The sequence below is a fragment of the Streptomyces sp. NPDC001668 genome, from assembly GCF_042893155.1.
Taxonomy (GTDB): Bacteria; Actinomycetota; Actinomycetes; order Streptomycetales; family Streptomycetaceae; genus Streptomyces.
Map to the genome: position 1 here is coordinate 77,555 of NZ_JBIAUQ010000016.1, position 25,630 is coordinate 103,184.

Annotated in this window: 22 protein-coding genes; 12 read left to right on the forward strand and 10 right to left on the reverse strand. The window is 70.6% G+C overall.

Annotated elements, in window-relative coordinates; genetic code table 11:
* Nucleotides 1–104: 104 nt before the first annotated feature.
* Together helR and ACFYZ8_RS36080 are read right to left on the reverse strand one after the other, a co-directional pair.
* On the reverse strand, nucleotides 105–2,258 hold the full coding sequence (gene helR / locus ACFYZ8_RS36075; protein WP_388539353.1) for an RNA polymerase recycling motor ATPase HelR: 2,154 nt from the start codon (nucleotides 2,256–2,258) through the stop codon (nucleotides 105–107).
* A 274-nt stretch (nucleotides 2,259–2,532) separates the two neighbouring features.
* A complete protein-coding gene (locus ACFYZ8_RS36080) occupies nucleotides 2,533–3,183 on the reverse strand; it encodes an FMN-dependent NADH-azoreductase (protein WP_388539350.1) in 651 nt (216 codons plus the stop codon).
* A gap of 105 nt (nucleotides 3,184–3,288) precedes the next feature.
* Between ACFYZ8_RS36080 and ACFYZ8_RS36085 the strand changes: the two genes are divergently transcribed.
* The 6 genes from ACFYZ8_RS36085 to ACFYZ8_RS36110 all read left to right on the forward strand — a co-directional run bounded on the left by ACFYZ8_RS36085 (nucleotide 3,289) and on the right by ACFYZ8_RS36110 (nucleotide 8,490).
* Nucleotides 3,289–3,657: a helix-turn-helix domain-containing protein gene (locus ACFYZ8_RS36085; protein WP_359032962.1), complete on the forward strand. Its 369-nt coding sequence runs from the start codon at nucleotides 3,289–3,291 to the stop codon at nucleotides 3,655–3,657.
* Between the two features lie 221 nt (nucleotides 3,658–3,878).
* The gene (locus tag ACFYZ8_RS36090) at nucleotides 3,879–4,547 is read left to right on the forward strand and encodes a glycoside hydrolase family 11 protein (RefSeq protein ID WP_359032960.1); all 669 of its coding nucleotides are present in this window, start codon (nucleotides 3,879–3,881) and stop codon (nucleotides 4,545–4,547) included.
* Nucleotides 4,547–5,224 carry a polysaccharide deacetylase family protein gene (locus tag ACFYZ8_RS36095; RefSeq protein WP_388539347.1) on the forward strand — a complete coding sequence of 226 codons (678 nt, stop codon included), beginning with the start codon at nucleotides 4,547–4,549 and terminating at the stop codon, nucleotides 5,222–5,224. Before ACFYZ8_RS36090 ends, ACFYZ8_RS36095 begins: the two co-directional genes overlap by 1 nt.
* A gap of 277 nt (nucleotides 5,225–5,501) precedes the next feature.
* On the forward strand, nucleotides 5,502–6,419 hold the full coding sequence (locus ACFYZ8_RS36100) for an N-acetylmuramoyl-L-alanine amidase (protein WP_359032956.1): 918 nt from the start codon (nucleotides 5,502–5,504) through the stop codon (nucleotides 6,417–6,419).
* Between the two features lie 120 nt (nucleotides 6,420–6,539).
* Nucleotides 6,540–7,919 carry a DUF2235 domain-containing protein gene (locus ACFYZ8_RS36105; RefSeq protein WP_388539343.1) on the forward strand — a complete coding sequence of 460 codons (1,380 nt, stop codon included), beginning with the start codon at nucleotides 6,540–6,542 and terminating at the stop codon, nucleotides 7,917–7,919.
* Nucleotides 7,920–7,986: 67 nt separating this feature from the next.
* Entirely contained in the window at nucleotides 7,987–8,490 is a 504-nt protein-coding gene (locus ACFYZ8_RS36110; protein ID WP_359032952.1) for a glutathione peroxidase, read from the forward strand.
* 253 nt (nucleotides 8,491–8,743) lie between these two features.
* On the opposite strand, the gene ACFYZ8_RS36115 is transcribed toward ACFYZ8_RS36110, so the two are convergent.
* The 3 genes from ACFYZ8_RS36115 to ACFYZ8_RS36125 form a co-directional block, all read right to left on the reverse strand.
* Nucleotides 8,744–8,935 (reverse strand): DUF397 domain-containing protein, encoded by a 192-nt coding sequence (locus ACFYZ8_RS36115; protein WP_069763889.1) that lies wholly within the window; start codon nucleotides 8,933–8,935, stop codon nucleotides 8,744–8,746.
* 201 nt (nucleotides 8,936–9,136) lie between these two features.
* Nucleotides 9,137–9,994, reverse strand: a complete 858-nt coding sequence (locus ACFYZ8_RS36120; RefSeq protein ID WP_388539341.1) for a helix-turn-helix domain-containing protein — start codon at nucleotides 9,992–9,994, stop codon at nucleotides 9,137–9,139.
* 350 nt (nucleotides 9,995–10,344) lie between these two features.
* Complete coding sequence (locus tag ACFYZ8_RS36125; protein WP_359032950.1) at nucleotides 10,345–11,103, reverse strand: GPP34 family phosphoprotein; 759 nt, start codon at nucleotides 11,101–11,103, stop codon at nucleotides 10,345–10,347.
* 235 nt (nucleotides 11,104–11,338) lie between these two features.
* Between ACFYZ8_RS36125 and ACFYZ8_RS36130 the strand changes: the two genes are divergently transcribed.
* Nucleotides 11,339–13,915 carry a D-alanyl-D-alanine carboxypeptidase gene (locus ACFYZ8_RS36130; RefSeq protein WP_388539339.1) on the forward strand — a complete coding sequence of 859 codons (2,577 nt, stop codon included), beginning with the start codon at nucleotides 11,339–11,341 and terminating at the stop codon, nucleotides 13,913–13,915.
* Between the two features lie 155 nt (nucleotides 13,916–14,070).
* Nucleotides 14,071–15,921, forward strand: coding sequence for an MFS transporter (locus ACFYZ8_RS36135; RefSeq protein WP_359032946.1), 1,851 nt, complete (start codon nucleotides 14,071–14,073; stop codon nucleotides 15,919–15,921).
* A gap of 61 nt (nucleotides 15,922–15,982) precedes the next feature.
* Here the strand turns inward: ACFYZ8_RS36135 and ACFYZ8_RS36140 are convergent, their stop codons facing one another.
* Nucleotides 15,983–16,810, reverse strand: coding sequence for a hypothetical protein (locus ACFYZ8_RS36140; protein ID WP_359032944.1), 828 nt, complete (start codon nucleotides 16,808–16,810; stop codon nucleotides 15,983–15,985).
* 90 nt (nucleotides 16,811–16,900) lie between these two features.
* On the opposite strand from ACFYZ8_RS36140, the gene ACFYZ8_RS36145 reads away from it, so the two are divergent.
* Nucleotides 16,901–17,689: an SDR family oxidoreductase gene (locus ACFYZ8_RS36145; protein ID WP_388539336.1), complete on the forward strand. Its 789-nt coding sequence runs from the start codon at nucleotides 16,901–16,903 to the stop codon at nucleotides 17,687–17,689.
* Between the two features lie 126 nt (nucleotides 17,690–17,815).
* Nucleotides 17,816–19,408, forward strand: a complete 1,593-nt coding sequence (locus ACFYZ8_RS36150) for a sodium:solute symporter family protein (RefSeq protein WP_388539333.1) — start codon at nucleotides 17,816–17,818, stop codon at nucleotides 19,406–19,408.
* Between the two features lie 3 nt (nucleotides 19,409–19,411).
* Here the strand turns inward: ACFYZ8_RS36150 and ACFYZ8_RS36155 are convergent, their stop codons facing one another.
* Together ACFYZ8_RS36155 and ACFYZ8_RS36160 are read right to left on the reverse strand one after the other, a co-directional pair.
* Entirely contained in the window at nucleotides 19,412–20,530 is a 1,119-nt protein-coding gene (locus ACFYZ8_RS36155) for an ADP-ribosylglycohydrolase family protein (RefSeq protein ID WP_359032938.1), read from the reverse strand.
* Nucleotides 20,531–20,625: 95 nt separating this feature from the next.
* Nucleotides 20,626–21,450 (reverse strand): NAD(P)H-binding protein, encoded by an 825-nt coding sequence (locus tag ACFYZ8_RS36160; RefSeq protein WP_388539491.1) that lies wholly within the window; start codon nucleotides 21,448–21,450, stop codon nucleotides 20,626–20,628.
* Between the two features lie 99 nt (nucleotides 21,451–21,549).
* On the opposite strand from ACFYZ8_RS36160, the gene ACFYZ8_RS36165 reads away from it, so the two are divergent.
* Nucleotides 21,550–21,927 carry a helix-turn-helix domain-containing protein gene (locus ACFYZ8_RS36165; protein ID WP_359032936.1) on the forward strand — a complete coding sequence of 126 codons (378 nt, stop codon included), beginning with the start codon at nucleotides 21,550–21,552 and terminating at the stop codon, nucleotides 21,925–21,927.
* A 14-nt stretch (nucleotides 21,928–21,941) separates the two neighbouring features.
* Here ACFYZ8_RS36165 and ACFYZ8_RS36170 read toward each other — a convergent pair whose 3' ends face one another.
* Entirely contained in the window at nucleotides 21,942–24,443 is a 2,502-nt protein-coding gene (locus ACFYZ8_RS36170; RefSeq protein WP_388539330.1) for a tetratricopeptide repeat protein, read from the reverse strand.
* 51 nt (nucleotides 24,444–24,494) lie between these two features.
* Between ACFYZ8_RS36170 and ACFYZ8_RS36175 the strand changes: the two genes are divergently transcribed.
* Nucleotides 24,495–25,001 (forward strand): DUF2165 domain-containing protein, encoded by a 507-nt coding sequence (locus ACFYZ8_RS36175; RefSeq protein ID WP_388539327.1) that lies wholly within the window; start codon nucleotides 24,495–24,497, stop codon nucleotides 24,999–25,001.
* Here ACFYZ8_RS36175 and ACFYZ8_RS36180 read toward each other — a convergent pair.
* Complete coding sequence (locus tag ACFYZ8_RS36180; protein WP_388539324.1) at nucleotides 24,994–25,554, reverse strand: hypothetical protein; 561 nt, start codon at nucleotides 25,552–25,554, stop codon at nucleotides 24,994–24,996. The genes ACFYZ8_RS36175 and ACFYZ8_RS36180 overlap by 8 nt on opposite strands.
* Nucleotides 25,555–25,630 lie beyond the last annotated feature (76 nt).

Consider the following 25,630-nt stretch of genomic DNA (forward strand, 5'->3'; position numbering starts at 1 on the left):
TGGAAAAAACCCGAAGTGCTAAGCGGAACCTTGCATGACGTATGTGCGTTTCGTGAAGATGATTCCCGTCACAGGCGTCCCGCACGCCGCAAAGACGTCGCCCCTCATGAGCTCGTGAGCACCACGAGTTGTTGCGTCGCCCGGGTCATCGCCACGTACCGGTCGACCGCCCCCTCGACGCCCTCCCCGAAGTTCTGCGGGTCCACGAGGATCACCAGGTCGAACTCCAGGCCCTTCGAGAGTGCCGGGGTCAGGGAGCGGACCCGGGGGGTCGAGCGGAACCCGGGGTCGCCGATGACGCAGGCGATGCCGTCGGGGTGGGCGGTGAGCCAGGTGTCAAGGGTCTGGGGCAGGTCCGAGAGCGGGCCGTGGGTGACCGGGACGCCGGTGCTGCGGATCGACGTGGGGACGTTGGCGTCGGGGAGGGCGGCGCGGATGACCGGCTCGGCCTCCTTCATGATCTCTTCCGGGGTGCGGTAGTTGATGCTGAGGGAGGCCATCTCGACGCGGTCGAGGCCCACCCGCCGGAGCCTCTCCTGCCAGGACTCCGTGAAGCCGTGCCTGGCCTGGGCGCGGTCGCCGACGATGGTGAAGCTGCGGGACGGGCAGCGCAGCAGCAGCATCTGCCACTCCGCGTCGGTCAGTTCCTGTGCCTCGTCCACGACGACATGGGCGAAGGGGCCGGCGAGCAGGTCGGGGTCGCTCACCTGAAGGGCGCTCTCGTCGACCAGGGCGTGGTGGAAGTCCTCGCCGCGCAGCATCGTCACCAGTCCCATGCCGTACTCGTCGTCGGCGACCGCGCTCAGGTTCTCCACGACCGTGGCCATGCCCTCGCGTTCGGCGGCGGCGGTGGCCTCGTTACGGCGCCTGCGGCGGGAGGTCTCCGGGTCGCCGAGCCGCTGCCGTGCCGCGTCCAGGAGCGGCAGGTCGGACACCGTCCAGGCCTGGCCGTCGGCCCGCTGCAGGGTCCGTACCTCGTCGCGGTCCAGCCAGGGGGCGCACATCCGCAGATAGGCGGGGACCGTCCACAGGTCCGAGACCAGGTCGGCCGCCTCAAGCAGCGGCCACGCGCGGTTGAACGCGGTCAGCAACTCCCTGTTCTGGCGAAGGGACTTGCGGAGCAGCGCCTCCGGAGCATCACCCTCGTGCTTGTCGACCAGGATCGTGAGCAGCTCGTTCCACACCTGGTCGCGCGCGTCGTTGTGCGGGGCGCCCTCCGCCGCGTCGAAGGCCTCGGCCCAGTCGCCGGCGGTCAGGTGGATGTCGGACCAGTGGGTGGTGACGGTCATGCCCTCGGTGGGCGGCTCCTCGTAGAACCGTACGGCCTTCTCGATCGCCCCGACCAGGGCCGCGGAGGACTTCAGACGGGCCACCTCCGGGTCGGTCTCGACGCCCGCCGCGGCTCCCTCGGCCACGAGGTCCCGCAGCACGCAGGTCTGCACGCCCTCCTCGCCGAGGCTGGGCAGCACGTCGGAGACGTAGGCCAGGTAGGGCCGGTGCGGGCCGACGAACAGCACGCCGCCGCGCCGGTGGCCGAGACGCGGGTCGGAGTGCAGGAGGTAGGCGGAACGGTGCAGGGCGACGACGGTCTTGCCGGTGCCGGGGCCGCCGTCGACGACGAGCGCGCCGCGGGAGCTCGCGCGGATGATGGCGTCCTGGTCGGCCTGGATGGTGCCGAGGACGTCCCGCATGCGTTCCGAGCGGTCGCTGCCGAGGCTGGCGATGAAGGCGGACTGGTCGTCGAGCGAGGCGTGGTGCCCGGCGAAGCCGTCGGCGGCGAACACCTCGTCCCAGTAGTCGCCGATCCGGCCGTTCGTCCAGCGGTAGCGGCGGCGGCTAGCCAGCCCCATCGGGTTGGCGTGGGTGGCGCCGAAGAACGGCTCCGCGGCGGGGGAACGCCAGTCGACCAGCAGCCTGCGGCCCGTGCTGTCGGTGAGGCCGAGCCGTCCGACGTACACCGGCTCGGGGTCGTCGGCCGCGACCATGTGGCCGAGGCACAGGTCCAGGCCGAAGCGGCGCAGGGTGCGCAGCCGGGCGCTCAGACGGTGGATCTCGAGGTCCCGGTCCATCGCCTCCTGGCCGATGCCGCCGGGCGCCCGGCGGGTGGCGTCGAGGGTCGCGGACAGTTCGGCGATCGTCTGCTCCAGGCACTCCGCGATGGCCGCGAAGTGCTCCTCGTCGGCGGCGATCAGCGTCGGGGCGGCCTTGGCGGCAAGGCGCTCGGGCAGGTCGAACACGCCGGTGGGCAGGGAATTCAAGACAGCGGCTCCGATGTGAGGTCATCTTCTACGACCACGAGGGACGAACGGTCCGGCGTGCTCACACGGGCATGTGCGATCTCTCCCCGCCGACCGGGTCCACCAGCAGTTTCTCAGCTCAGGCCGGTAAGTCTGCGCCCGCACCGGGGCCTTGCCGCAAGCCCCCCTGTGCGCTATACGTTGAGAGTGGCAAGGAGTGGGTCGACCTCCTTGCCCTTCTCGTTTCCCCAGCCGCCGCTGCCGCCGGTCCCGCTCGCGCCGCAGGCCCCGTGACTCAGGCCGCGAAACGTTCGGCGAGCGTCTTCGCCTTCGCCTCGGCGTCCTGGAGCGCGCGCTCACGGGAGGCCTCGAAGTGGGGGATGAACTCCGCCAGGGCCGGGCTGTGCGGGGCCATCGTCATCTCGGGGACGATGAAGTCGACCTCGAGGCCGAGAGCGTCTCCCAGGAGCGCCATCAGGTAGTTCTGGACGAACTCGTAGGACTCGCGCGGGGTGCCGGGGCCGTAGGCGCCGCCGCGGCTGGCGACGACGGTGACCGGGGTGCCCTTGGCGGAGGGGTTCTCGCCGCCGGTGCGGCCGATGAGGGCCACGTTGTCCAGCCAGGCCTTGAGGGTCGACGGGATCGTGAAGTTGTACATCGGGGCGCCGATGACGACGGCGTCCGCGCGCTCCAGTTCCTCGATGAGCTCCAGGCGGGCGGCGAAGGCCGCGGCCTGCTCGGGGGTGTGCGTGGCCGGGTCGGCGAAGCCCGCGGTGTGGGAGTCGGCGGTGATGTGCGGGACCGGGTCGACGGCCAGGTCGCGGTAGATCACGGTGCCGGTCGGGTGCTGCTCCTGCCAGGTCTTGCGGAAGGCCTCGGTCACGGCACGGGAGGCGGAGGCCGCGCCGGGGAGGACCGAGGAGTCGATGTGCAGCAGGGTGGCCATGAGTGTCTCCATCGCGGTAATGAGCTGAGAATCTGTACCTAGCTATATCTAGCACAGGTACTTACTTTTTTTCACCACCGTACGGCACGGAGGTACCCTTCCCCCATGACGGCCGAGCAGATCCACGACCAGGAACCGTGCAAGCAGGTCGACGACGGCATCACGCGCGTCTTCCAGGTGCTCGGCAAGCGCTGGAACGGCCCGATCCTCGCCGTGCTGATGGGGCGGCCGACCTACTTCTCCGAACTGCGGCGGGCCATCCCCGGCCTCAGCGAGCGCATGCTCGCCGACCGGCTGGTCGAGCTCGGCGCGGCCGGGCTCGTGCTCCGCGAGGTCGACGAGGGTCCACCGCTGCGGGTCTGCTACCGGCTGACCCCGGCGGGAGCCGCACTGGGCCCCGCCCTCAAGGAGCTGGCCGCCTGGGCGAGGGATCACCTGCCGGAGGCGCACCCCTGCGTGACCGAGGGGCACTAGAGCCTGCCGTTCGGGGGAGGGCGCGCCAGACCCCACGACGCCACTCCGCACTCCGGAAAGACTTCGAAACATTCGAAGCCCAATCGGGATACCCGACCCTCACCCCTCCGCGATCTTCCGAAAGATTTCGCCGATTTCCTCAGGTGAGAGGGATCTCGAAGCATTCGAAACATCTGCCGAAACTGTTGACGCTTGACAGGGGCAGACCAAAACTGTGGGGCATGACTGACACACCCGCACACCCCACGCGCCGCACCGTCTGCGGCCTCCTGCTGGCCACCGGGGCCACCCTGGCCCTGCCCGGCACCGCCGAGGCGGCCACGGTCATCACCACGAACCAGACCGGGACCAACAACGGCTACTACTACTCGTTCTGGACGGACGCCCAGGGCACGGTCTCCATGACCCTGAACTCCGGCGGCAACTACAGCACTTCCTGGCGCAACACCGGCAACTTCGTGGCCGGCAAGGGCTGGAGCAACGGCTCCCGCAGGACCGTGAACTACTCCGGCAGCTTCAACCCGTCCGGCAACGCCTACCTGGCCCTGTACGGCTGGACGTCCAACCCGCTCGTCGAGTACTACATCGTCGACAACTGGGGCACCTACCGGCCCACCGGAACGTACAAGGGCACCGTCAGCAGCGACGGCGGGACGTACGACATCTACCAGACCACCCGCTACAACGCCCCGTCCGTGGAAGGCACCAAGACCTTCAACCAGTACTGGAGCGTCCGGCAGTCCAAGCGGACCGGCGGGAGCATCACCACCGGCAACCACTTCGACGCGTGGGCCCGCGCCGGTATGCCGATGGGCAGCTTCAAGTACTACATGATCCTCGCGACCGAGGGTTACCAGAGCAGCGGCAGCTCCAACATCACGGTGGCGTGATGAGGACCCGGGCGCACCTCCCGTTACTGGCCGCCGCCGCTCTCGCCGCCGCCGGTACCCTCGCCGTCCCCGCCTCCGCCGCCCCCACGGGGGCCGCGGCCTGCACCGGTTACGTCGGCCTCACCTTCGACGACGGACCGGGCAGCGGCACCACCACCCTGCTCAACTCCCTGAAGCAGTACGGCCTCAGGGCCACCATGTTCAACACGGGCCAGAACGCCGCCGCCAACCCGGCGCTCGTCAGGGCCCAGGTCAGCGCCGGGATGTGGGTCGGCAACCACAGCTACACGCACCCGCATCTGACCCAGCAGAGCCAGGCCACGATCGACTCGGAGATCTCCCGCACCCAGCAGGCCATCGCGAACGCGGGCGGCGGCACACCCCGGCTGTTCCGGCCGCCGTACGGCGAGACCAACGCGACGGTGAAGGCCGTGGAGGCCAAGTACGGGCTGACCGAGGTGATCTGGCAGGTCGACTCGCAGGACTGGAACAACGCCAGCACCGACGCGATCGTCGCGGCGGTCGGCCGGCTCACCAACGGGCAGGTCATCCTCATGCACGACTGGCCGGCCAACACCCGCGCGGCGATCCCGCGCATCGCGCAGACGCTGGCCGCCAAGGGGCTGTGCTCCGGCATGATCTCGCCCCAGACCGGCCGCGCGGTGGCCCCGGGCTGAACCAGAGCCCCCAGCGACCGGACTCGCCCACCGCACCACGGCGATCCGGCCTCGGCGCGGCGGTCGTTCCCCCTCGGACCGCCGCGCCGAACGGGGGTCACCGTTGACTCCGTTCGGCTGTCAATGCCGCGAATTCCCCGACGGGACGCGCCGATGGCGCAATCATGAGCGGCGAGTGGGACCAGCACGTACCACTGAGTGTCCTTCGCGCCACAACTCACAAGATCCGTCGCCCAGTTGACGCGTTCGCCACGCGTCGCCCGGAGGGAATCGAACCATGGCCACTCCCCTGTCCGCCGCGAAGATGCTCGCCGCACTGAAGGCCGAGGGCCTCACCGTGCACGAGCACGCCGGCTGGAAGACCCACAACCGCGATACGGAGTCCGGGAAGTCCTTCGGTCCCGTCATCGGGGTGCTGATCCACCACACCGGCGGGCACGACGACAAGGAGGTCTGCTTCAAGGGCAGATCCGATCTGCCGGGCCCGCTGTGCCACGCCTGGCTCGGCAAGACCGCGGGACTGTGGATGATCGGCAACGGCCGTACCAACCACGCCGGTTACGCCGACATCGATGTCCTGAACGCGCTCCGCGAGGAGAAACCGCTCCCCCACGACGACTCGGCCAAGGCCGACGGCAACGACTGTCTGTACGGCCTGGAGATCGAGAACCTCGGCAAGGGCAACGACCCCTACCCGCAGGCCCAGTACCGCCAGGCCGTGCTGTGGGCGGCGGCGATCTGCCGGGCGCACGGCTGGAGCGAGAAGTCCGTCGCCGGGCACAAGGAGTGCCAGCCGGGGAAGATCGACCCGAGCTTCGACATGGACGACTTCCGGGCCGACGTGAAGAAGCAGCTGGCGGCCGGGGCCGGCAAGCCGCAGCCGTCGAAGCCCGCGGGCAAGCCCCGCGTCGACCTGTCCCGGCTGGTGACGGCCGCGAAGAGCGACCCCGGGGCCAAGCAGGGCCACGTCAGCTACATGGCCGGCACCAACCTCACCGAGGCCGCCCTCGCCGAACTCGGCTACCTTTCCCGGGCCTACGCGGGCGACGGCTCCTTCGGCAGCACCACCGTCGCCGCGTACGCCAAGTGGCAACGCCACCTGGGCTACACGGGCGCCGACGCCAACGGCATCCCGGGCAAGGTGTCCCTGGCGCGGCTCGGCGAGAAGACGGGGCTGTTCACGGTCGTGGCCTGACCCACCCCCGGGCCGGCCCGCCACCGAGTTGCGGGCCGGCCCGGACCCTGCGGTACTGGCTGTATCTCCCGAACCGTCGCGGAGTCCTGTCCACAGGGCCGCGGGGAGAGGAGGCACAGCATGGCCAGACATCTGGTGGTCTGCTGCGACGGGACCTGGAATCGCGCCGACCAGTCGCACAAGACCAATGTGGCCAAGGTGGCCCTGGCCGTACGGCGGCGCACCGCCGTCGGCACGGAACAGCGGGTGTACTACCACAGCGGGGTCGGCGCCCAGCGGCCGGAACGGCTGCGCGGCGGCGCGTTCGGCCTGGGCCTGTCGCGGAACGTGCTCGACGCCTACCGCTTCCTCGTCCAGACCTACGAACCCGGCGACAGGCTCTACCTGTTCGGGTTCAGCCGGGGCGCGTTCACCGCGCGCAGCCTGGCGGGTCTGGTGCGCAACTGCGGCATCCTGCGCCGGGAGCAGGCCGACCGGATCGACGAGGCGTGGGCGCTGTACCGCAGCCGTACGAAGAGGCCGACCAGCGTGGCGGCCACCCTGTTCCGCCAGGCCTACGCCCACGAGACGGAGATCCGCTTCGTCGGCGTCTGGGACACGGTCGGCTCCCTCGGCATCCCGGTCCCGGCCCCCTGGTTCCTGCGCCCGCTCGTCAACCGCTTCAACAAGCGCTGGGCCTTCCACGACACCGACCTCAGCACCTGGGTCAACGGCGCCTTCCACGCCCTGGCCATCGACGAACAGCGCTCCGCGTTCCCGCCCACGCTCTGGCACCAGCAGAAGGGCGCCGCCGAGCAGGGCCAGGAACTGCGGCAGGTCTGGTTCGCCGGGGTGCACACCGACGTCGGGGGCGGCGAGGCGGACTCCGGGCTGTCCGACCTCACCCTCCTGTGGATGGTCGGGCACGCCACCCGGTACGGCCTCGAATTCGACACCCGGGTCCTCAGCGAGCATGGGCCCGACGAGATGAAGCCGGACAGGAGCGCCGACTTCGCCGTACGACCGGACCCGCTGGGACAACGGCATTATTCGCGAGTGAAGTTCTACAAGGTGTTCCGGGTTGTGGACCGCCCCATCGGGGAGGCGGAGGAACCGAGGGACCCGAAGAAGCCGAGAGCCCCCGAGGACCATGTCCTCGACGGGTGCGAGTACCTGGCCGACTCCGTCCTCACGAGGTACGAGCTCAAGCGCGACTACCGCCCTCCGGCGCTCGAGGAGTACTTCAGGATCTTCGGCGACGCCCGGCGCATCGAACACGCGCCGCTCCGGGTGGACGAACCCGCCCCGTACAGTGCACCCGTGCCGACCGCGGAACCCTGCCCCCGCTGCGAAAAGCCGTTGACGTCCGGCGGGATGCTCCTGGTCCGGCGTGAGGACGACGGCCTGCGCGCCTGCCGGACGCTGTGGCGCTGCGCCGAGCGGCACCTGTGGTGGCGGTGGGCCGACCGCCCCGGGAAACCCCTGGAGGAGTGTCCGTATCCGCAGGTGTTCCGGGGCTGAGGAACGTGCCGTAGGTGCGGACGGGGGCCGGGGCCGGGGATTGTGCGGGCGGAGTTAGCATCCGCTCATGACGACTACAGATGGTTCCTCCCCCCTCGACGTCGAGATCGGGGCCCTCACGGGCGGCTCCGCCGACCTCGCCCAGTACGCCGGCAAGGCGGTCCTGGTCGTGAACGTGGCCTCCAAGTGCGGGCTGACCCCGCAGTACAACGGGCTCGAGAAGCTTCAGGAGCGGTACGCCGAGCGGGGCTTCACCGTGCTCGGCGTGCCCTGCAACCAGTTCCTCGGGCAGGAGCCCGGCAGCGCCGAGGAGATCGCGGAGTTCTGCTCGGCGACGTACGGCGTGACCTTCCCGCTGACCGAGAAGGTCGAGGTGAACGGGGAGGGCCGGCACGCGCTGTACGAGCGGCTGGTGGGCTTCGCCGACGCGGAGGGCCACGCGGGGGACATCCGCTGGAACTTCGAGAAGTTCCTGATCGGGCGGGACGGGTCGGTCGTGGCCCGCTTCTCCCCGCAGACCGAGCCGGAGTCCGACGAGGTCGTGGCCGCGGTGGAGGCTGCGCTGGCCTAGGACCTCGTTCGGGTGCGGGCCGGTGGGGCTTGGGCGCGCAGTTCCCCGCGCCCCTGAAAAGGTGGGTACTGCTAGGCACGCTCTGACTGCAACCGCCCGGGGGCGCGGGGAACTGCGCGCCCAGCCACGACGAACCCGCACCCGAAACACAACCCCACGGCGAAAGCGCCGCAGGCCCCCTCGGCAAGGACGGCGATCTGGTCGAGAGGGCTCTGTGGTGGTGCTTGTGCAGTTGTAGTGGTGTGGCGTGGTGTCACACCTTGACCGAGGCCACGAAGGCACTCCACGCGTCGGCGGGGAAGGCCAGCTTGGGACCCTCGGGGATCTTGGTGTCGCCGAGTTCGAGTGCTTCCTCTTCGGTCGACCTCACCATCAGGCACGCCCCGTTGGCGTTGGTGTAGGTGGAGGTCGTCCATGTGTCCAGGTTGCCCAGACGAATTGCCATATCCGCTCCGTAGCCAGATGCGCAGTGTTCGGATTACGCCAACCTTTACTGATCGTTGGCGTGATCGACGCTACTCGCCGACTTCCTCTTTCGGAGCAGTCATTCACTCTTACGGCGGCATATTCCAAGGGACTCTTCCAGTGGGACCTGTCCGAGGTGTACTATCCGGCCCGCCCTGTCGGAAAGAGGCTCGGACGAGGTTCAACGGGCGTACTCCTTGGCGATGTCCTCGATCAGCTGACGCGACTGGTCGACGTTGAGCGCCTGGGCCCTCAAGTGCTCGTACATCACGGTGTACTTCTGCACGTCGTGCGCCTTCTCCAGGTACAGGTCGCTGGTGACGCCCTCGATGTAGACGACGCTGGAGTCCGCCGCGTCGGAGAACTCCAGGATGGAGTACTGCCCGCTGAGCCCGGGATGGGCGCCGACGTCGAACGGCAGTACCTGCACGGTGATATGGGGCTGCTGGGACATCTCCACGAGGTACTCCAGCTGTTCGCGCATCACCTGGCGGCTGCCCACGACCCGGCGCAGGGCCGCCTCGTCGAGAACCACCCACAGCCGCAGCGGGTCCCGCTCGGCCGCGACCCGGCTCTGCCGCCGCAGCCGTACCTCGACGCGCTTGTCGTTCTCCGTCTCGGTCGCCTCCGGGGCCCCGCCGCGCACGATGGCCTCGGCGTACGGCCGGGTCTGCAACAGGCCGGTGATGATCTGGGGTTCGTACACCCGCAGCGACTCGGCGTCGGTCTCCAGACCGATGTAGACGCTGTAGGGGATGTCCCCGAAGGCGTGCCACCAGCCCTGCTGACGCGAGTCCTTGGCCATCTGCATCAGGGAGTCGACGATGCGCTGGTCCTCGACCTCGTACACCCCGCACAGGTCGCGGACGTCGCGCTGGCTGATGCTGCGCCGGCCGTTCTCCAGCCGGCTGATCTTCGACTGCGACACGAGCAGCCGCTCCGCCACCTCTTCGGCCGTCATGCCCTTGAGCTCGCGGAGCCTGCGCAGCTCCTGGCCCAGCCGGCGCCGCCTGACGGTGGGATTGACATTGGACGCCACGGGACGTGCACCTCCGGCTGCGTGCCTCGTTCTTGACTTTGCGTATCTGCTGTTGAGCAGACTGCCACCAAGGTGCTTATTACCGCTGGAAAACCGCGTATATGCGCTGCGTCCCGCCGGTCCGGGCCCTTCGGCGACCCGTGCCCGGACATGCGGCCGCGCGGGGCGGCGGAACCCGTCCCCGTCCGATGTACGGACGTACGGTTCCGTCGCCCCGCGCGGACCAGCGGCTCCCGAACCGGTCTTTGGGGACTGACGGTGCGGCGGCTGAGTGGTGCGTGGTGCGGGTCGTGCCTGGTGCGGTCGTGCGTGGTGCGGTGCTGCCGGGGTGCGTGCCGTGGGACTGCGGCTCAGTGGGCCACGGCGCGCGCCATCGGTCCTCGGCGCGGTTGCATCGGAACGCCACGAGCGGGTTCCGGCGCGGGTGGCCTGGCGCCGGGGGCGGCCTGACGGCCGGCCGGTGCCGGGCTACGACGTGGCTGTGCCGCCACACCGTTCTGGACGTCCATCACGGCGTGCGCGACGAGTCCGCCCATCGGGTCGTGCCTGATCAGGTCCCGCAGCCGGGAGCGCGAGGAACGTCCCTCGTTGCCCGGATACAGGTGCTTGCCGAGGCCGACCGCGTGTGCCAGGGCGGCGAGCGCCGCGGTCCGCGGGTCCGGCGGTACGCCGGTGCGGATCGCCGAGTCCAACCGGGCCTTGATCTCCCGGCTGATCTCGTTGTCCGTCGCCTGGTAGCGAGTCGTCGGCAGCACTCCGCACATCTGACCCGCCACGGCATGCACCATGCCGCACCGCTCCAGATGCGAGAGGTAGGTCTGGCGGAGCCCAAGGCGCGGCCCGCCGATCCAGTTCACTGCCCGCACGGGAGCGCCACGCCTTCGCAGCAACTCCAACGCGCAGTCCAAAGTCGGATCTCCAGTCGGCCGTGGGGCTACCACGGCGATACGATCCCCGTCTGGGGCTATCCGTCCGGCCAGCGCCAGCTCCACTAGCTGTGCTCCGGCCAGACCGAGGTCGAGCGACTGCGGCTGTGCGGTGGTACCCGTGGTCGGGTCCAACGCCAGCAGCAGAAGCTCCTCCGGAAGTGTTCTGCGGCTCCTGCCCATCCATGCCTCCCCGCGTGGATGAAAGACAGGGTGACCCCTCTCACATTCATCTGTCGAGGGTGCGTGACCTGTTTGTAGTGGAACCGGTAGGTATGTCGTTCTCGTCTACCGCTTGGGACAGGGCCACACACAGGACACTGGTACATGGTTCGGACAGCGTGGTGTGGCGGTTGCCCGGGCGGCGGTTCAACGGTTCGGCAGGCGCAGGGTGACGGATACCGATCACCCGCGGCACATGGAGGAGGCATCGGTGGCGGGCGAGTCCCCCGACAGGTCGAAGCAGCGCGAGTCGTCGGCGGAACCGACGTCGGGGAGCGCGAGTCCGGTTCCCGAGGCGAGGAGTTCCGCCCGCGACCCCCGGCTCGCGGTGGCACGGGAGTCGATCTCCCTCGGAGGCGTCGACACGGCCACGAGGGTCTTCTCGGTACGTGACCTCCCGAAGACCGCGGAGGACGCCACGGAGAGCCCCGCGGAGGCCGATGCGGGCGGTTCCGGGCCGTCGGGACCGGAGGAGCCCGAGGACGCGCCACCGGCCGCGGAGAAGGGCCCTGAGGGCGCCGAGAGCGGCGAGGCCGGAGAGCCGGACACGGAGGACACGCCCGCGACGGAGGCTCCGTCCGAGTCCGGCAGTGCCGAGGACTCGGACGGCGAGTCCGGTGACTCCGGCACGGCCGAGGACTCGGAGGACCCGGAGGACTCGGACAGCGGGTCCCGCGACTCCGGTACGGCTGCGAGCGCCGGTGACTCCGAGAGCGGCTCCGGTGACTCCGGCACGGCCGAGGACTCGGAGGACCCGGAGGACGCGGACAGCGGGTCCCGTGACCCCGGCGAGGGCGATGAGCCGGCCGCCGCGGGGGACGCGCGGTTGCGGGACGCGGTGGCGGCGTGGGTGGCCACGGCGGACGAGACCGACAAGGCCGAGGCCACGGAGAAGCCCGAGGGCACCGAGGGCACCCAGGGCACGGACGCAGAGCCTGCCGAGGAGACCTCCGAGGCCGAGTCCGGCCCGGACGCGGAGACTGACAGCGACGACGCCGAGACGGCCGTAGCCGAAGAGACCCCCGCGGACGACGAGGCTGACGCACCGGAAACCGGCGACTCGAACCTCCCGGAGCCGGACGACAAGCCCGACGAGGCCCCACAGCCGGACGCCGGCAAGCCGGACTCCGCAGGGGCGCGGGGAACTGCGCGACCGGCCCCCACCGGCCCGCAGACGACCGACAAGCCCGAGAAGGCCCCGCAGCCGGCCGGCAAGCCCGACGAGCCCGCTGACGCCGACGTGGCCGACGAGCCCCCCGTCGATCAGCCCACCGCCGTCTTCAAGGCCCCCCGGCCCCCCGTGGACCAGCCCACCACCATGCTGAAGCTCGGCAAGGCGGCGGAGCCCGACGTGCCGGCCAAGCCGGAGGCCGAGGCCGAGCGGACGAGCAAGTTCGTCGCGCTGAAGCCCCTCGACGCGCCCCGCCCCAAGGCGGACGAGACCGCCGCCGTCCCCCAGGTCGGCCCGGAGCGGACCACGCAGCAGCCCCTGCCGCCGAAGCCGCCCCTCGACCTGCTCGCGGAGCTCACCAACACTCCGCCGCCCCCGCCCAGCCCGCTGCGCACCTTCGGCCGCCGGGTCAAGATCTGGACCCCGATCCTCCTCCTCCTGGTCGTCGTGTTTGCGATCGTGCAGGCTCTGCGCCCGCTGCCGGACCCCGCGCTCAGCCTGACCGCCGAGGACTCCTACACCTTCGACGGCAGCAAGGCGACCCTCCCGTGGCCCGCCGAGGGCCAGGGCTGGATGGACGTCAACGGCATCGGCACGATGGGCGACTTCGGCAAGCAGACGCCCGTGGCGATCGGCTCCGTGGCCAAGGCCATGACCGCCTACATCGTGCTGAAGGACCACCCCCTCAAGTCCGGCGAGGAGGGCGCGAAGATCACCGTCGACGCGCTCGCCGAGAAGGAGGGCGGTTACAACAAGGAGGGCGAGTCCACCCTCAACACCGTCAAGGAGGGCGACGTCCTCACCGAGAAGCAGGCGATCTCGGCGATCATGATCCCCTCCGCCAACAACATCGCCCGGCTGCTCGCCCGCTGGGACGCCGGTTCCGAGGCCGCGTTCATCAAGAAGATGAACGACACCGCCAAGGCACTCGGCATGAAGAACACCAAGTACACCGACGCCTCGGGCCTCAAGGAGACCACCGTCTCCTCCGCCGAGGACCAGGTGAAGCTCGGGAACGAACTGGTGAAGATCCCGGCGCTCATGGACATCACCAGGCTGCCCAGCTGGAAGGACCCCTCCGGCCAGACCTGGAACAACTACAACCGCCTGGTCCCCTACAACGGCGCCATCGGCATCAAGACCGGTACCACCACCAAGGCCGGCGGCAACCTCCTGTTCGCCGCGACCAAGGAGGTCGGCGGTGAGACGGTCACCGTCGTCGGCGCGGTCCTCGGCCAGCACACGGCGCCGATCATCGACACCGTGAACGCGGTCAGCAAGACCGCGATGCTCGCCGCCCAGGACGCCCTCACCTCGGCGAAGATCCTCAAGAAGGGCGACGTCGTCGGGTACGTGGACGACGGCCTCGGCGGCCACACCCCCGTCGTGCTGACCAAGGACGTCACCGCCGTCGGCTGGGCCGGCTACAAGGTGAAGCTCTCCTTCGCCGCCGACGACGTACCGCACACCGCGAAGGCCGGCACCAAGGTCGGCACCCTCACCGTCGGGGACGGCAAGGGCGGCGCGGTCGAGGTCCCGGTCACCCTCCAGAAGGATCTGACCGAACCGGGTCTCACCGACAAGCTGACCCGCGTCGGCTGAGCCGGAGACGGGACACGCGCCTCGTACGGCCCGCCGTCCGGACCCCGCCCGGGGTTCCGGACGGCGGGCCGCGTGCTAGCGTCACGAACCGGGGCAGGTCGACGCTGGGGCGCGGCCGAGAAATGAAGACGGGACACCACGGGGAGTGCCTTCAGGTGGCCACTGCGGAGCCGACACGCGCCGACGAGACCGACCCGGGCCCGGGTACCGGCCCACGAATAGGCGTGCCCGCGGAACCTGAGAACGGCAACGGCGGACCGCCCGGGGGCATCAGGGCCAGGGCCCGGACCGCTCTCCTCGCGCTGCGCGAGCGGCTGCTGCGCCACCCCGTCCTCTCGATGACCGCGCTCTCCGGCGTGCTGCACATCGTCTGGTTCTTCACGTTCGCGAACAGTGGCGGGGATCTGGCGGCGCAGGACGCGTGGGCCGAGTTCGTGGGCCGGCACCCGGACTCCGCGTACAACCTGGCCTGGTACGGCGGCATGCACCCGGTGTCGTACAGCGTCGTCTCGCCGTATCTGATGTCGGTCCTCGGCGTCCGTACGACGATGATGCTGGCCGGGACCGTCTCGGCCGGGCTGCTGACGCTGATCCTGCTGCGCAGCCGGTCGGTGAAGAACCCCTTGTGGGCCTCGCTGGCGGGCGTGTACGCCTTCCTGTGCAACGCGGCCTCGGGCCGGGTGACCTTCGGGCTCGGCACGATGTTCGCGCTGGGCGCGGTCGCCGTCGTCTTCTGCTGGCCGCACCGTCTGCGCCACAAACGGTGGGCCAAGGCCGCCTGCGCGGCCCCGCTCGCCGCGCTCGCGACGATGGCGTCCCCGGTCGCCGGCCTGTTCGTGGGCCTGGTGGCGGTCGCGCTCTTCCTGCAGAAACGGCGTCCGGGCTCCTGGGCGCTGGGGCTCGCGCCCACGGCGGTCGTCGCCCTGTCCGCCTGGCTCTTCCCGTTCGCCGGCACCCAGCCGATGAAGATCGCGTCGGTGCTCCTGCCGCTGGCGTACGGCCTGCTCGTGTACTTCCTGGTCCCGCCCGAGTGGAAGACGGTCCGGATCACGGCCGGGGTGTACAGCCTGTCGGTGGTCCTGGTCTGGCTGGTGAGCTCCCAGATCGGCTCCAACATCTCGCGCCTGCCGATGCTGTTCGCGGGGGTGGCCCTGGTGGCCGCGCTGCCGTTCACGGTGCCGCGCTCCCGCAAGTGGTACGCCGTCGTCATCGCCCTCGCCGGCTTCACCACGTGGATCGGCTTCAAGTCCGTCGACGACGTCGTCCACACGACCCCCACGGCGTCCTGGGCCCGCGAGCTGGCCCCCCTCGTCAACGAGCTCCAGGAGGTCGGCGCCGAGAAGGGCCGCGTCGAGGTCGTGCCGGCCGCCTCCCACCGCGAGGCGTCCGCGCTCGCGCCGTACGTCAACCTCGCCCGCGGCTGGAACCGGCAGGCCGACATGGAGCGCAACCCGCTCTTCTACGACGACACCCTGAACTCCGCGAACTACCACGAGTGGCTCCAGCGCTGGGCCGTGCACTTCGTGGTAGTACCGAAGGACGAGCCCGACGGGGACGGCGGTGAGCGGGAGCGGGAGCTGGTCCAGCGCGGGATGCCGTATCTGAAGCAGATCTGGGGTGACGCGAACTGGCAGCTGTTCCGCGTGACCGACCCGGCGCCGCTGGCCTCGCCGAACACGGTGGTCGACCGGGCGGCGCAGGGCGAGATGACCATGCGGGTGAAGAAGGCCGGGCGGATCCTGATCCGCATCCCCTACTCGCCGTGGCTGTCGATCGTCGACGCGGAGGGCAAGAAGCTGAAGGCTCCGCAGGAGACGGAGGAGTCCAAGGAGCGGGATGCCTCGCCGAAGGTCTTCGACAACGTCAACGGGTGTCTGATGGAGACGCCGGAGGACGCGGACGGGGACAAGTGGACGATGCTGATCGCTCCGCGGGCGGGGACGTATCGGTTGGCGGCGCCTTACACGGTGCCGCGCGGTACGCCTTGTCCGGATGAGTTGAAGTAGTTTCGCGGCTGGCGGCCGGTGGGGGCTGGTCGCGCAGTTCCCCGCGCCCCTGAAAAGCGGGTCAGCGCAGTTGATCCACGTACTTGTCCGTGCCCGGAACTGTCGGGATGAAAGGCGCCAGCAGCTCCACCCTGCCCATCGGCGGCTCCTCCCGGCCCGTGAAGTACTGCTCCCAGCACTCCCTCGGGTCCGCCTCCAGGAACCACAGCAGCGTGAGCCTGGTGTCGACTCCCTCGACCTGCTTGACGTACGTCATGCGGTCGCCGGGGAGCGGGGTCGGGCGGAAGACGGTCACCATGGCCGCCGGTGAGCCCGCCAGGCGTTTCGGCAGGTGCCGTGCCACCAGCCACTCCAGCAACTCGCCCCGCTGCTCCGGGGATTCCGCGTCGATCACCTCCAGCACCAGCCCCGCGTACGGGTGGTCCAGGGCGTGGAAGTCCCTCGGGCCCGCCGCTCCGTCGCGGTAGACCGTGGACTCGTGGTCCTGGAAGGCGGTGAAGACGTGGGTGCGGTCGCGGTAGACGCGGGCGTCGCGGTTGAGGCGTTTGTTGATGGCCACCGTCCACCTCATGTGGTCGTCGTAGCGGCCGTCGGTGACCCAGTAGGTGGAGAGGTAGCAGCCGGCGGTGACGGGCTGGGCGACCGCCGACTTCTCCGGTGTGCGCAGGAGCTGGAGGTCCCGGGTGGCCACCCAGCGGCGCCCCGCGAACATCCAGGGCATGGCCATCGCGCCGGCGTAGTAGTGATCGTCCTCGTACCAGCGGTTGTAGGCGTACTCGTGGCCGGGGTGCGGCTCGACCATGGTGATCAGCGCGTGTCCGGGGCGGACTCCGTAGGGTCCTGTGGCGGCCAGTTCGGCGTACGTCTCGCTGTGGGTCTCTTCTGACATGGGATCTGACATGGGACCTTCCCTCCTCCAGCGCTCGCCCATACTCTGACGCCCCGTCAGATAATGCGCCAGAGCAGGGAGGCCGCCGGTATGTCACTTCTCTCCGGGAAGACCGTCGTCGTGTCGGGAGTCGGTGCCGGGCTCGGCCACCAGGTCGCCGCCGCCGTCGTGCGGGACGGCGGGAACGCCGTGCTGGGGGCGCGGACCGAGGCGAACCTCGCCAAGAGCGCCGCCGAGATCGATCCGGACGGGGCGCACACCGCGTACCGCTCGACGGACATCACCGACGAGCAACAGTGCGTGGAGCTCGCGCAGTTGGCGGTGGCGCGGTTCGGGCGGCTGGACGCTGTGGTGCAGGTGGCCGCGTGGGACAGCTGCTTCGGCGGGCTGGAGGACGCGGACTTCGCGACCTGGCAGTCGGTCATCGATGTGAACCTGCTGGGGTCGCTGCGGATGACCCGGGCCTGTCTGCCGGGGCTGCGGGCGGCGGGCGGGGGCTCGGTGGTGTTCGTCGGGACGCAGTCGGCCGTCGCCGCGCCCTCGCAGGTGCGGCAGGCCGCGTACGCCGCCTCGAAGGGGGCGCTGACCAGCGCGATGTACTCGCTGGCGCGCGAGCTCGGGCCGGACCGGATCCGGGTCAACACGGTGCTGCCGGGCTGGATGTGGGGGCCGCCGGTACAGGCGTACGTGCAGTTCACGGCCCACACGGAGAAGGTGCCGGAGGCGGACGTGCTGAAGCGGCTCACCGACCGGATGGCGCTGCCCGACCTCGCGACCGACGGGGACGTGGCGGACGCGACCGTGTTCCTGGCCTCGGACCGGGCGCGGGCGATCACCGGACAGTCGTTGCTGGTCAACGCCGGGGAGCTGATGCGATGAGTTCATGTAGGTGAACGCAGGCCATCATCACGAATGATTTTACCTCCCTTTGACGCGACGCCAGCTTGTCGTGTCCACGTGGCGGCACCCACGATGAGCGCCGGGCTGATCCCTGGGAGGGCGCATATGAACGGTCTCGACTGGGCCGTGCTCATCGGCTATTTCGGTGTGATGGTCGCGATCGGCGTGTGGTCGCACAAACGCGTGGACGACGTCAGCGACTTCTTCACCGCCGGCGGCAAGATGCCGTGGTGGCTGTCGGGCATCTCGCACCACATGTCGGGCTACAGCGCGGTGATGTTCACCGGGTACGCGGGCATCGCCTACACCTACGGCGTCACCTCCTTCGTCACCTGGTCCTTCCCCATCGCCCTCGGCATCGCGATCGGCTCCAAGCTGTTCGCGCCGCGCATCAACCGGCTGCGCTCACGGCTCCATGTGGCTTCCCCGCTGGAGTACTTGAAGAACCGCTACGACCTCAAGACCCAGCAGGCGCTGGCCTGGTCGGGCATGCTGCTGAAGATCGTGGACGTCGGCGCCAAATGGGCTGCGATCGCGACCCTGTTGTCCGTCTTCACCGGCATCTCCCTCAACCAGGGCATCCTGATCACAGGCGCCATCACCGCCGTCTACTGCACGATCGGCGGCCTGTGGGCCGACGCGCTCACCGAGTTGGGCCAGTTCGTCATCCAACTCCTCGCGGGCATCGCGATGTTCGTCGCGGTGGTCCTCAAGCTCAACGACAAGGGCATCGGCTTCTTCGGCGCCTGGGACGAGCCGGCGCTGAAGGGTCACGGCGAGCCCCTGGTGGGGCCGTACGGCACGGTCTTCCTGCTCGCCTTCCTCTTCATCAAGCTGTTCGAGTACAACGGCGGCATGCTCAACCAGGCCCAGCGCTACATGGCCACGGCCAACGCGCACCAGGCCGAGCGCTCGGCGCGGCTGTCGGCGATCCTGTGGCTGGTGTGGCCGGTGGTCCTGTTCTTCCCCATGTGGATGTCGCCGCTGCTGGTCCAGTCGCAGAAGCCGGACGGCTCCGACTCCTACGGCCTGATGACCGAACAGCTGCTCCCGCACGGCCTGTTGGGCCTGGTGATCGTCGGCTTCTTCTCGCACACCATGGCCATGTGCTCCTCCGACGCCAACGCCATCGCGGCGGTCTTCACCCGCGACTGCGCGCCGGTGGTGTGGCGCAGGGCGCGCAGCTGGAGCCAGGGGCAGGGGCTGAGGGTCGCGCGTATCACCACGGTCGTCTTCCTCGGCCTGTCGATGGCGGCGGCCACGCAGGTCAACTCCCCCACCTTCAAGGACATCATCACGGTGGTCATCCGGTGGGTCGCCGGCCTGATGGGCCCGATGGCCATCCCGATGATGCTCGGTCTGCTCCGCCCCTTCCGCCGCTCCGGCCCCACGGCCGCGCTCACCAGCTGGTCGATGGGCCTGCTCGCCTTCTGGCTGGTCAACTACCCGATCAGCTGGAACGTCGAGGGCGGCGTCCCCCTCCAGTACCAGGTCTCCATCCCGCTGGCCGTCTCCCTGGTCCTCTACATCCTCATCGGCTTCATCAAGCCCGAGGACACCCCGGAACGCCTGGCGATCATCGAGAAGATCAACACGGACGGGGACGGGGACGGGACGGCGGCCGTCGCGGTTCCCACTCCCGCAGGCGGTGTGGAGGACGTGATCGGCACGGGGGTGAAGGACCAGCCGCGGTCCTAGGTCTCAGGCCCTCGGATAGCGGACCAGCCACCCCGGCGACGCCCCCGCGGGCCCGTGCAGGGCGGGGCCCTGGGTCATCTCCATCGCGAAGTCGTCGGCCAGTTCCAGCAGGGTGGGGCGGCCCTCCAGTTCGGCCAGCCAGGCCGGGGGGAGGGCCGTTTCGCCGTGGAGGGCGCCAAGGAGGCCGCCGGTGAGGGCGCCGGCCGCGGCGGAGGGGCCGTCGTGGTTCACGGCGAGGCACAGACCGTGCCGTACGTCCTCCCCGACCAGGGCGCAGTACACGGCGGCGGACAGCAGCCCGTCCGCCGACCCGTCGGCGGCGAGTTCCTCCACCCGCGCCGGGGTGGGCATCCCCTGCCGTACGGCACCCAGCGCGTGCTGGAGCGCGTCGGACACGGGCTCGTGCCCGGGCCGCGCGGCCAGCAGCGCGAGCGCCCGCTGCACCGCCCCGTCCAGGCTGTCGCCGAGCGCCAGCGCGTGCACGATCACGGCGTACGCGCCCGCCGACAGATAGGCCACGGGGTGCCCGTGGGTCTGCGCGGCACACTCCACCGCCAGCTGTACGACGAGCTGCGGCTCCCATCCGACGAGCAGCCCGAAGGGCGCTGACCGGGCGGTGGCCTCGGGCCCGAGCTCGTTCGGGTTCTTGGGCGACTCCAGCGTCCCCATGGTGTCGTCGCCGAACCCGATGAGCAGGGACCGGGTGGGGTCGCGGCGGGCGTACAGCCACTCCTCCCGGGCCAGCCAGCCGTCGTCCTTGCGCCGCTCGTCGGGCCCCCAGTCCCGCTGGGTGGCGTACCAGCGCAGGTAGGCCCGGTGCAGATCGGTGGGCGGATGCCAGGCGCCGGTGTCCCGCCGCACCTGGGCCCGGATGAGCCCGTCCACGGTGAAGAGGCTGAGCTGGGTGAGATGCGTGACGGCACCGCGCCGGCCGTACCCGAACCCGAGGTCCACGAGCCCTTCGGCGCCGTACGCCTCTCTGATCTCGTCCAGTCCGAGCCCGTCGACCGGCGCGCCCAGCGCGTCACCCACGGCCACGCCGAGCAGCGTCCCGCGCACCCGGCTGCGGAAGTCCTGCTGCTCGGCACGGCCCCAGACGACGGCCCCGGTTGTCGCGCCCACCAAGACCTCCCCGTGGCGACCGTCCGTATGTACGACGCTCAGCACTGTAATCGACGGGGGTGCGGGGTTCAGGGGCCGTGTGGGTATGCGCCCTTTTACCGAAAGGCGTCGGCGTTGCGGGTCGCCCACTCGGCGAAGGTGCGGGGGGACCGGCCGAGGACCCGTTCGACGTCCTGGCTGACGTGCCGCAGACCCGGTGACGGATCACCGAGCATGTCGAGGGTGGCGTCCACGATCGGCTCCGGCATGAAGCGGACCATCTCCGCCCGCGCCTCGGCCCGGCTCTGCTCGACGAACCGCACGGGCTCGCCGAGCGCCTCCCCGATCGCGGCGGCCTGCTGCCGGGGCGACACCGGGGCGGGCCCGGTCAACCCGTACACCTGTCCCGCTTGTCCCGGCTGCCGCAGCGCCACGGCGGCGACCTCGGCGATGTCGTCCGGATCGACGGTCGGCAGCGCGACGTCCCCGAACGGCGCCGCCACCGTCCGCCCGCCGCGCACCGCACCCGCCCACCGGAGGGTGTTGGAGTGGAACCCGGCGGGCCGCAGCATCGTCCACTCGACCCCCGACCGCCTTACGGCGTCCTCCGGTCCGGAAGGGTGGTCGCCGGTGCCGACGCCCTGCGAGGAGAGCAGCACGACCCGCCGGACGCCACCGGCCCTGACGACGTCGAGGACCGCGTCGAGGTCGCCGCCCTGCGCCAGGAAGTCGCCGGAGGTCAGGAGGAAGAGGGCCTCGGCGCCGTCGAGGGCGGGCTTCAGGGTCCGGGGCTCGGCGAGGTCGGCCTGATGATGCCGTACCCCTGCCGGCAATTCGTCGGGGCTCCGCCGCGAGACGGCCGTCACCCGCTCCCCCGCCGCGAGGAGGGCCCGCACCAGCGGCCGTCCGACGTTACCCGTAGCACCGGTCACCACGATCATTCTTCTCCCCGATCCGGAGGCTCCTGTGGACACACGGCGACGCTACTATCGGGAGGTCAGTAGGTACCTAGAGGAAAGTAATGGGCGAAGGGCACCGATGTGACAGAGACCACACCCCAGAACGCCTGCCCGATCGCCCCCGTGGTCGACATCGTCTTCAGCCGCTGGACCACACCGATCCTGTGGACCCTGCACGCGTACGGCCGCCAGCGCTTCGTGGAACTGCAACGCCGGATCGCCACCATCACCCCCAAGGTCCTGACCCAGCGCCTGCGCCAACTCGAACGCGACGGACTGGTCCACCGCACGTACCACGCGGAGGTCCCGCCCCGCGTCGAGTACGAGATCACCGAACTGGGCGGCAGCCTGGCCCCGTTGTTCGCGACACTCGCGCAGTGGTCACCGAATCTGGAGCGGGTGGAGGAGGCCCGGCGGGCCTACGACCTGAGGGACGGAGACGGGACCCCCTCGGCGTGAGCCGACCGGACGCCTCATCCGGCGGCCCCCCGCACCCGGTCCCGCACCGCGCGCGCTCGCTCGTCGTCCGGGTTCAGCGCGCAGGCCTGCTCCGCGTCGGCGAGGGCCAGGTCGAAGGCGCCCCGGGCCAGGTGGGTCTCGGCTCGGCGGCACAGGGCCCAGGTGTAGGCGGGGTTGAGGTCCAGGGCGCGGTCGAGGGCCGTGAGGGCCTCCTCGTGGCGGCCCAGGGCGGCGAGGGCGGCGCCGCGGCTCGCGTGGGCCGAGGCGTAGTCGGGGTGGAGGGCCAGTACGTGGTCGTAGTCGTGGAGGGACTCCTCGACGCGGCCGGCGTTGCGGAGCGCGTCGCCGCGTTCGCAGCGACTCCAGGGCCAGTCCGGCTGAAGGGTCACGGCCCGGTCCAGGTCGGCCAGTTGGCGGGTGGGGTCGCCGAGGCCGCGCCATACGCGGGCCCTGCGGACCAGGGCCCAGGTGTAGTCGGGGTTGAGATCCAGTGACCGGTCCAAGTCCGCCCGCGCGGCGTCGAGTTCGCCCCGGGACAGGTGGACGGCGCCCCGGGAGGCCCAGGCGAAGTGGTGGGCGGGGTCCAGTTCGATCCCGCGGTTCAGATCCCTGAGCGCTTCGTCGGCGTGGTTCAGCGCCCGGTGGTACTCGCCGCGCACCGAGTGGGCGGAGGCGCTGTCCGGCTCCAGTCCGAGGGCCCGGTCGAGGTCGTCGACCGCCGCTTCGTAGTCGCCGAGTTCGCCCCGGACGTAGGAACGGCCCCGGTAGGCGCGCGCGAACCCGGCATCCAGCGCCACGGCCCGGTCGTAATCGCGCAGCGCCTCCTCCAGTGCGCCGACGCGCCGCAGTGCGCTGCCGCGTACCACTCGGGCGCGCGCCTGGGCCGGTTCGTCGAGGCCCGCCCGGGACAGCAGCCGGGCGAGCGCCGCGATCGTGCCGCCCTCGCTGAGCGCCTGGGACAGGTCGGCCCCCCAGCGGGACACCGTCTCCGCGTCGCCGTCCCGGCCGGCGTCCAGCAGGGTCCGCGCCCAGCGGACGGCGGTGACGTCGTCCGTGTCGCAGGCGTCGACGAAGTCCCGCAGCACCACGGGCAGCGCGGCGGACGCCTGGGCGCACAGCAGGTGGTAGGACTCGGCGAGCCGGAGCTCCCGCCACCTCTCGTCCGCCCACAGCTCCCGGTCCCCGCGCCCGGCTTCGGATTCCGCCCGCCACTGGCCGAACGCCCGGGCCAGGCGCGTGTGGTGGCCGGCCCACCCGCGCGGGGAGCGTCCGCGCTGCATCCGCAGCATCGTGTCCCGCACCAGGTCGTGGTAGCGGATCCGGTCGCCGCGGTCGGTCACGAACGGCAGGGCCCGCAGCCAGGCGAAGAGCGCGTCCGCCTCGCCGTCCGGGCAGTCCACGGCGGCCCGGAACACGTCCAGGTCCAGGTGGCGGGGCAGGGCGCAGGTCAGGGCCGCGGATCGCCGTACCGGATCCTGTTCCCATTTCAGGAAGCGCTCGACGGCCGTGGCGCTGGGGTCGCCGATGTCGTCGGGGCCGGCGGGGCGCTGCTCCGCGAGGGTGGAGACCAGCACCGGCAGGCCGCCCGTGAGGCGCAGGACCTCCTCGACGACGGGCTCGGAGACGACCCCCTTGCCGGCCAGGAGCCCCCGGGCCTCCGCCTCCGTGAACGGCCCGAGCGGTACGTCCGTCATGAAGTCGGCGAAGGCGCCCCAGCGGGCGGTGTCGAAGGGGCGTTGGCCTGCCGTCACCACGACGACCGTGGCGGGGAGGGTGCCGTGGCGGTCGCCGGTCATCACCTCGTGCAGCCAGCCGTCGAGGAACGGGCCGGTCCTCTCGTACGTGTCGAAGAACAGGACGATCCAGGGTGCCGTGGCCGCCGCGTCGGCGAGTTCGTTCAGCAGCACGGGGGTGAGTACCAGCTCCGGCTCCAGGACCAGCTGCACGTCCTCCCGGCTGCGGAGGCGGGCACTGAGGCCGGCTCGCAACCGGTCGGCGCCCTGGGCGAGTTGAGCCGGGTCCAGGACGCCGGCGAAGGCTCCCACCCCCGGCACCATCCCCAGCCCGGCCAGCCCCGCCCGCGCCACGGCCATGCTGCCCGCCGACGGCCCCTCCGGCTCCGCCTCAAGGGTGGCGACGGCCGCCTCCGCCTCGTGCCGGCGTTCCCGGTGGGCGGCCAGGAGCCGCTCCAGATCCTTGAAACGGCGTCCTTGGGAGCCGAGTTGGCGACTGATCGCCGCCACCGCCTCCGGGACGCTGCCGACACTCTCGTCGACGTACGCCGTCAACGCTCCCTGCTCGCGCGCTACTTGTTCCAGCTCCCGGATCAGGAACGTCTTTCCGACACCCGCGTTGCCGTGGACGTGGAACAGGAACCGGTGTCGCTCGTCCTCCGGCGGGAGGTCGAAGTTCGTACGGAACGCCGCTCGTTCAGCGCCTCGGCCGACGAAGCCGGCCCGCCTGCGCTGTGCGATCAGCTCCTGCATCGACAGCCGTGTCCTCACCATGTCCGCCATTCTGGCTCACGATCTGGATCACACCACCGGGTCCCGGGGAAGATGGCCCCCATGGCATCGACACCCCCACGCACCCCACGCACCGCACTTCACCTCTCCGCCACCCTGCTCACCGCGTCCGTAGCGCTGTACACGGCGCTCGTCGCGTTCGGGAACATCACGGACTTCGGGACGAACCAGGCGTTCGTGCAGCACGTTCTCGCGATGGACACGACGTTCAAGGACGACGATCTGATGTGGAGAGCCGTCACCAGCAAGGGACTTCAGAACACGGCGTACGTCGCGATCATCGTCTGGGAGACGCTCGCGGCGCTCGTGCTGATCTACGGCACGTGGCTGTGGGTGCGCCGGGACGACCCGGCCGCCCGGCGTTTCTCCACCTACGGTCTGCTCATGCTGATGCTGCTCTTCGGCGCCGGGTTCATCGCGATCGGCGGGGAGTGGTTCTCCATGTGGCAGTCGGACACCTGGAACGGGCTGGACGCGGCACTCAGGGTGTTCCTGCTGAGCGGGGTCGTGCTGCTGGTGGTCAACCTGCCGGAGCGCCCCTCTAGTTGACGACGACGACCTTCGTCCCCGTCTCGCCGAACGCCCACAGTGCCGCGCCGTCCGCCGTCTTCATGCGGATGCCGCCGGTCCGGGTGCCGTTCGCGGGCGGGGGCGAGGAGCCGTCCACCGCGTTGGAGAAGGCGACGTTCACGCCGTCCACGGCGGTGAAGTACACGATGTGCTCGATCTTCACGCCGTCGGACCCGGTCGTCGGCTCCCCCCGGCGCAGCGAGACCGAGTAGGTGCCGGGGGCGGGGTCGACCGTCCCCGGCCAGACGGCGAAGGTCCGCCGGGCCGCCTCGCTCGCGTCGATCAGCCAGACCCGCTTCTCGCCGAGCGAGTAGACGATCCGGCGGCCGGTGCCGGAGCTGTCCGGGACGGCGGTGGCGGACGGCTCGGGCCGCGCGGACGCGCTCGGGGACGCCGACACGCTCGGCCGGGTGGTGACGGCCGCGCTGGGCTTCGTCCCCTTGTCGGCCTGTACGGCCAGGACGACGACAGCGGCGACCGCCCCCACGGTCAGACCCGTCACCCAGACCTTCGGGGCTGGCACGGCACGCATCTCCTCGGCTCAGGATCCCCGTCGAACGGGGGTCGGATCATCGTACCGGCCCCCGTCTCGACACCTGTCCAGAGCG

Bases quoted from the DNA above. Each gene is read 5' to 3' on its own strand.
- ACFYZ8_RS36175 (WP_388539327.1), top strand. From the start codon at position 24,495: ATGGCATCGACACCCCCACGCACCCCACGCACCGCACTTCACCTCTCC.
- ACFYZ8_RS36115 (WP_069763889.1), bottom strand. From the start codon at position 8,935: ATGGCAATTCGTCTGGGCAACCTGGACACATGGACGACCTCCACCTAC.
- ACFYZ8_RS36125 (WP_359032950.1), bottom strand. From the start codon at position 11,103: ATGGGCAGGAGCCGCAGAACACTTCCGGAGGAGCTTCTGCTGCTGGCG.
- ACFYZ8_RS36080 (WP_388539350.1), bottom strand. From the start codon at position 3,183: ATGGCCACCCTGCTGCACATCGACTCCTCGGTCCTCCCCGGCGCGGCC.
- ACFYZ8_RS36090 (WP_359032960.1), top strand. From the start codon at position 3,879: ATGACTGACACACCCGCACACCCCACGCGCCGCACCGTCTGCGGCCTC.
- ACFYZ8_RS36145 (WP_388539336.1), top strand. From the start codon at position 16,901: ATGTCACTTCTCTCCGGGAAGACCGTCGTCGTGTCGGGAGTCGGTGCC.
- ACFYZ8_RS36110 (WP_359032952.1), top strand. From the start codon at position 7,987: ATGACGACTACAGATGGTTCCTCCCCCCTCGACGTCGAGATCGGGGCC.
- ACFYZ8_RS36140 (WP_359032944.1), bottom strand. From the start codon at position 16,810: ATGTCAGAAGAGACCCACAGCGAGACGTACGCCGAACTGGCCGCCACA.
- ACFYZ8_RS36150 (WP_388539333.1), top strand. From the start codon at position 17,816: ATGAACGGTCTCGACTGGGCCGTGCTCATCGGCTATTTCGGTGTGATG.
- ACFYZ8_RS36085 (WP_359032962.1), top strand. From the start codon at position 3,289: ATGACGGCCGAGCAGATCCACGACCAGGAACCGTGCAAGCAGGTCGAC.
- ACFYZ8_RS36160 (WP_388539491.1), bottom strand. From the start codon at position 21,450: ATGATCGTGGTGACCGGTGCTACGGGTAACGTCGGACGGCCGCTGGTG.
- ACFYZ8_RS36105 (WP_388539343.1), top strand. From the start codon at position 6,540: ATGGCCAGACATCTGGTGGTCTGCTGCGACGGGACCTGGAATCGCGCC.
- ACFYZ8_RS36180 (WP_388539324.1), bottom strand. From the start codon at position 25,554: ATGCGTGCCGTGCCAGCCCCGAAGGTCTGGGTGACGGGTCTGACCGTG.
- ACFYZ8_RS36170 (WP_388539330.1), bottom strand. From the start codon at position 24,443: ATGGCGGACATGGTGAGGACACGGCTGTCGATGCAGGAGCTGATCGCA.
- ACFYZ8_RS36095 (WP_388539347.1), top strand. From the start codon at position 4,547: ATGAGGACCCGGGCGCACCTCCCGTTACTGGCCGCCGCCGCTCTCGCC.
- ACFYZ8_RS36100 (WP_359032956.1), top strand. From the start codon at position 5,502: ATGGCCACTCCCCTGTCCGCCGCGAAGATGCTCGCCGCACTGAAGGCC.
- ACFYZ8_RS36130 (WP_388539339.1), top strand. From the start codon at position 11,339: ATGGAGGAGGCATCGGTGGCGGGCGAGTCCCCCGACAGGTCGAAGCAG.